Source organism: Streptomyces sp. Ac-502 (assembly GCF_045222935.1).
Lineage (GTDB): Bacteria > Actinomycetota > Actinomycetes > Streptomycetales > Streptomycetaceae > Streptomyces > Streptomyces monomycini.
Map to the genome: position 1 here is coordinate 1 of NZ_JBHFFO010000009.1, position 4,641 is coordinate 4,641.

General features: G+C 69.4%; 9 protein-coding genes. 6 read left to right on the forward strand and 3 right to left on the reverse strand.

Annotated elements, in window-relative coordinates; translation table 11 throughout:
* The first annotated feature begins 308 nt into the window (after positions 1-308).
* Positions 309-761: a DUF6083 domain-containing protein gene (locus ACEXOX_RS46300; RefSeq protein WP_406519456.1), complete on the forward strand. Its 453-nt coding sequence runs from the start codon at positions 309-311 to the stop codon at positions 759-761.
* 288 nt (positions 762-1,049) lie between these two features.
* Here ACEXOX_RS46300 and ACEXOX_RS46305 read toward each other — a convergent pair whose 3' ends face one another.
* The 3 genes from ACEXOX_RS46305 to ACEXOX_RS46315 all read right to left on the reverse strand — a co-directional run bounded on the left by ACEXOX_RS46305 (position 1,050) and on the right by ACEXOX_RS46315 (position 2,826).
* A complete protein-coding gene (locus ACEXOX_RS46305; RefSeq protein ID WP_406527048.1) occupies positions 1,050-1,325 on the reverse strand; it encodes a hypothetical protein in 276 nt (91 codons plus the stop codon).
* 218 nt (positions 1,326-1,543) lie between these two features.
* Complete coding sequence (locus ACEXOX_RS46310; protein ID WP_406519454.1) at positions 1,544-2,305, reverse strand: GntR family transcriptional regulator; 762 nt, start codon at positions 2,303-2,305, stop codon at positions 1,544-1,546.
* A 2-nt stretch (positions 2,306-2,307) separates the two neighbouring features.
* A complete protein-coding gene (locus ACEXOX_RS46315) occupies positions 2,308-2,826 on the reverse strand; it encodes a UTRA domain-containing protein (RefSeq protein WP_406527051.1) in 519 nt (172 codons plus the stop codon).
* Between the two features lie 201 nt (positions 2,827-3,027).
* Between ACEXOX_RS46315 and ACEXOX_RS46320 the strand changes: the two genes are divergently transcribed.
* The 5 genes from ACEXOX_RS46320 to ACEXOX_RS46340 all read left to right on the forward strand — a co-directional run.
* A complete protein-coding gene (locus ACEXOX_RS46320) occupies positions 3,028-3,228 on the forward strand; it encodes a helix-turn-helix domain-containing protein (protein WP_406519452.1) in 201 nt (66 codons plus the stop codon).
* Entirely contained in the window at positions 3,225-3,392 is a 168-nt protein-coding gene (locus tag ACEXOX_RS46325) for a hypothetical protein (protein ID WP_406519451.1), read from the forward strand. The genes ACEXOX_RS46320 and ACEXOX_RS46325 overlap by 4 nt, the downstream gene beginning before the upstream one ends.
* Complete coding sequence (locus ACEXOX_RS46330; RefSeq protein WP_406527049.1) at positions 3,389-3,778, forward strand: hypothetical protein; 390 nt, start codon at positions 3,389-3,391, stop codon at positions 3,776-3,778. Before ACEXOX_RS46325 ends, ACEXOX_RS46330 begins: the two co-directional genes overlap by 4 nt.
* Positions 3,775-4,296, forward strand: coding sequence for an ATPase (locus ACEXOX_RS46335; RefSeq protein ID WP_406519449.1), 522 nt, complete (start codon positions 3,775-3,777; stop codon positions 4,294-4,296). Before ACEXOX_RS46330 ends, ACEXOX_RS46335 begins: the two co-directional genes overlap by 4 nt.
* Positions 4,293-4,641: HIT family protein (locus ACEXOX_RS46340; protein WP_406527050.1), on the forward strand; the 349-nt coding region annotated here is incomplete at its 3' end. The genes ACEXOX_RS46335 and ACEXOX_RS46340, both read left to right, overlap by 4 nt.

Below are 4,641 nucleotides of genomic sequence, written 5' to 3' on the forward strand. Positions count from 1 at the left end.
GCTGCGCGGTGAGCTACGGCGCGTCATGCTTCACCACCGGGGCTGACGCGCGCCGCATGCGGGCTTTCCGGCCGCCACGCGTGACGCCCCGCGGGCCGTAACGCGGCGCACGGGGCGCAGCCCTCACCATCGGACGCCACCGCACTCCGGCGCGCCTGGCCAAGCGCCACCTGGCAGGTCCGCTACGCCCCCGTCACCCTGCGGATATGGGGGACACTTCCGAAGCGCGCACGTGTGGACGATGCGGCACCACTGACGGGAGCACCGCCTGGCGCGGTGACTACTTCGGGATACTGTGCAGTAACTGCATGGTCGAAGCCGAAGCCGAAACCGACCATGAGCAGGCCCAGGGCGAAGGCGCCGACGCCCCGGCCCCGCCCGCCCCGCCGGTCTGCCAGGCGTGCGGACGCGAACAGGACCGCTTCCCGACCGGGTACCGGCACTGGATCCTCCTCGAACCTCGCATCGACCCGGCCGCCCATGGCATTCCCGAAGGCCAGCGTTGGGTCGTGGGCGGCGACGGGATGGCCGTCAACTGGGTGGGCGGCCGGCTCCCGCCGACGTGCCGCATCGCCCACCGGCCCGTCTGCGGGAGAAGCCCGCGCCCCGAACACCTGCCGCGCATCTTCCTTGCCGTGTGGGAACTCAACGCCAGCTACGAGCGCCGCATCTACCAGCAGGACGCGCTGCCCTTCACCAGCGAGGCGGAGACTTCAGGCGGGCCTGGCACGCAGAGCAGTCCCGCCCGCGATCCGGGATGAACAACTGGTACGTGTGCTCTGCGGCGTCGTACACCACCACCGCCCTCACCCCGCCCAGCCGCAGCCCCGACGCCAGACGCTCCAGGCCCTCCAGGCCCTCCGCGTTGTCCGCCGGCCACTTGCACGAAAACGGCTTCACCGCCATGCTCCACTGCCTCCTGCCTGGATCACGCAACCTCAGCACGGCCCAGGCCGTCGCGACACCGGATCCACCGATCCCGCCACGCCCCGGCCGCCGATGCCCTACGGGCCAGGCGGCGACGCCGCAGCGCCGCCGCGAACCAGGAGTCAGACCTCGGTCATCTCGAACGGCGCGGGCAGCGGCGCCAGCGGAACCCCGAACGCCCTCCCCAGCAGGCCGCGCGCCAGCACGTCGGACACCACGGGATCCCGGCCGGGCGGCATCGACAGGACCACCGTCCCGTCGGTGAGCTTCACGGCCTCGCCGGCGAACCGCGGGTCATCGACACCCGACGTGGCGAGGACCACGTCCAGCTCCGCCAGCAGCTCGGGGAGGGGGGCGGTCATCAGGTGGGCGGGGGAGGGGGCAGGAGGTACGCTCATTTCGACTCCTTTGACGAGGCGAGTCATGATCAGCGGTCGCATCCGCTGGTTGTCCGGCCGGGCATCGTGCAGCCACACGAATGCCCGGCCGCTGCGTTGTGCGTGAGCAACTGCACACGACCGTAGGCCTCGATCGCTTTTGTAGCAAGGCGTCGTGTTGGCGGCGCGCAAAAACGCCCTCGCTGAAAGATCGAGGGCGTTGCGTACCTGCTGGTCAGTCAGTGCAGGGGTAGGTGGTATCCCATCTTGTAGAGGTGGCCGGGCTTGATCAGCTCAGTGACCTCAATCGGGCGCTGGTTGTCGGAGTAGACGACGCGGAAGATTTCCAGGACGGCCACGTCGCCGGGCAGCTCCAGGTGTTTGTGCTCTTCCTGGGTCGCCTTGCGGGCGGCTACTTCGTCAGCCTGTTCCCGTGGCGGGTACCCCATCTCTGCAAGCAGCGTGGGGGAGCCGCCGGAAATCTTGCGGCGGTCGGCCAGTCGTGTACCTCTAGCGAGGTCGATCGGGTAGTACGAGTTGACGAGTTCCGCCGGCTCGTCGTCAAGCAGGCCAATGCGTGACCGCAGTATGGCGGTGCCTTGCTTGTCGAGCCCGAGCGCCTTGGCCACTCGCTTCGGCGGCTTCACCTCTGCGACCCGCAGGATCTTGTTGCTGCCGCGTTGGTCGCGTCGTGCGGCTTCGCTGATCCAGCGGTACGGCTCGCCGGGCTCGGATGGTGCCATGTAGGACGCGGGCGAGATGATCTGAGCGGCGTGCTCCCGAACGAAGACGCCGCTGCCGGAGCGCCCCTCAAGCAGTTCCTCGTCCTTGAGCGTGGCAAGGGCGCGCTGCACCGTCATGTTCGAAGTGTCGTACTGGTCCTGCAGATCACTGTTGCTCGGGACCTGGCTGCCGGGCTCCCACTCGCCAGCCATGATTGCCGCCCGAATGTCCGCCGCGATCCTGTCGGCGATCGGCCGCTTGTCCTTGTGCTTGGTCAAGTTCAATCAACCTCGATCTCGTATCGGATCTGCCGAGGCCCCTTCATGACCATCAGCGAGACCTCTATGGGGTTGCCGTCGGATGCCTTCGAGACGCGGAGCAGTGTGAGGACGCTCTCGCCTGTCGAGAGATCGAGCTGATGACTTTCGCGATCTGTAGCGACGCGGATGCCGACTTCTTCGGTCACGGAGTGCGGTACATGGCCAAGCTCTGCGAGGAGGGTTGGGGCTCCGCCTCGGATCTTGCGGGGCTCGGCGAGAGCGGTACCTGCGGCGACGCGAAGGGGGTACCAGGAGTCGGTTAGTTCGACAGGGGCGCCGTTGACGCGCATGACGCGACGCCGCACCACCGCCGCCTCGTCAGTACTCAAGCCGAAGGCGCGCTTCACCTCGGGGGTGGCGGTGCCTCTCCTGCTGCAACCAGTTGCTGGCTGCCACCACGGCTCGCGCTCTCCGTGGTCCACGCGTCGGCCTCGCCTGGAGCCCGTGGCGTCACGTATGGAAGCGACTCTCCGGTCCATTTGCTGCTCACTCGTCACCTCCTCGTTGGCGTTGGCCGTCGCGGCGTTGAGTGCCGCGAGAGCCCTGACCTCCACCTTAATCCCTTGATGGTCACTAGAGAGGGGGTGGCATCAGCCTTTCGCGCCGCGAGAGCCTTGCTATAAAACCTATCGAGCGAGTATGGTTGCCGTCAGATGCGAAGCCCGCGATCGGAGGACTTGATGCTGAGCGTGAAGGAGGTCGCAACGCGCCTGAACGTGCATCCCGCGACCGTCTACAGGTGGATCAAGGTCGGACACATGAAGGCCCTGCGGCACGGCAAGCCCTATGAGTCCAGCGATGAGCAGCGCGCCGGTGGCGCGATCCGCATCCCGGAGTCCGAGCTGAACCCTCCGCCCGAGCCCTCGGCAGTGAAGTCATGACCCCCACCGTCTCCCTTCCCCGCCAGCTCCCCGCCGGCTCCACCCGCTCCCTGCCGATCCTGGACGCCGCGGTCGAGGTTCTCCGCGCGGCGGGCGAGGACGTGCACGTGGTGTACGCCGCGCACGGCGACGTCTTCAAGATCGTGCCCCGGGAGGCGTCGTGAACGACACCCCCGCGCCGGAACTGGTGCCGAACGCGGACCGGATCGCCGGCCACCTGCTGCGCCTGCTCGCGGCGGGCATGCGGCTGCAGCCCGACGCGAGCCCCTGCTCGGATGTGACCGTCACCATCACCCAAGGGTCCGGGCCGGACGCCGGGCGCGTGGCCGGTTACTTCGAGATCCCCGAAGAGCTGGCCCTGCGGGTGATCGGCGTGCTGGACGCCGAGCTGGCGCTGCTGTCGACCGACGAGCACAACCTGCGGCTCGGCCACTTCGACGACGGGAGCGCGACGCCGGTCACCGGTCTCGGCCGGGACGCGCTGGAACGCCGCCGCGGAGACGGTCCGCACCGGCCCGCGCTGCGGATCGTGCCGAGGGAGGCGTCGTGACCTTCGACTACCTGGTGCCCGCGTCCTGCCGCAGCGGCATCGGCACCGTGCGGATCGTCAGCTTCGGCTTCGGCCATGCCGAGCCCCCGGCCGCCCACCTGCTCGTTGATCTGCGGGTGCACTTCCGTGACCCGCACGTGTCGCCCGACCTGCGCGGCAAGACCGCGCGGGACGCGGAGGTGCGTGAGGCGGTCATGAGCACGTCCGGTGCCAACCTGCTCGTCGTCGGCCTGGCCGACACGGTGGACGGGTTCGTGCACGGCCCGGCCGCGGCGGGCGCCCCTGGCGTCGTGACGACGACTCCGGTCGTCGTGGCGGTCGGCTGCTCGGGCGGCCGGCACCGTGCCCCGACGATCGCGTCCGCACTGGCCGCGGCGCTGACGGGCAATGTCCAGGCCGCCATCCGGTACGGGCTCGCGCACGCCGCCGGCCAGTACGTCCAGCGCTCGCTGGACGTCACCCTGCACCACCGCGACCTCGACAAGCCCGTCATCCAGCGTCCGGAGGTGACCAAGTGACCGCAACCCGCTGCCCGTTCTGCGACATCGTCGCGGGCCTGGCCCCGGCCACGGTCCTGGCCCGCTGGTCGGACGCGATCGCGATCGCGCCGATCGATCCGGTGACCGACGGCCACGTCCTGGTGATCCCACGAGTGCACGTCGACGACGCGACGGAAGACCCGATGGTGACCGCGGCGGTGATGCAGCGGGCCGCCGAGTACGCCAACGTTCTCGGCACCCCGCTGAACCTGATCACCTCGCGGGGCCGTGAGGCCACGCAGAGCATCTTCCACCTCCACATCCACGTCGTGCCGCGCGCCGTCGGTGACGGCCTGCCGCTGCCGTGGACGCCGCAGCAGGCCG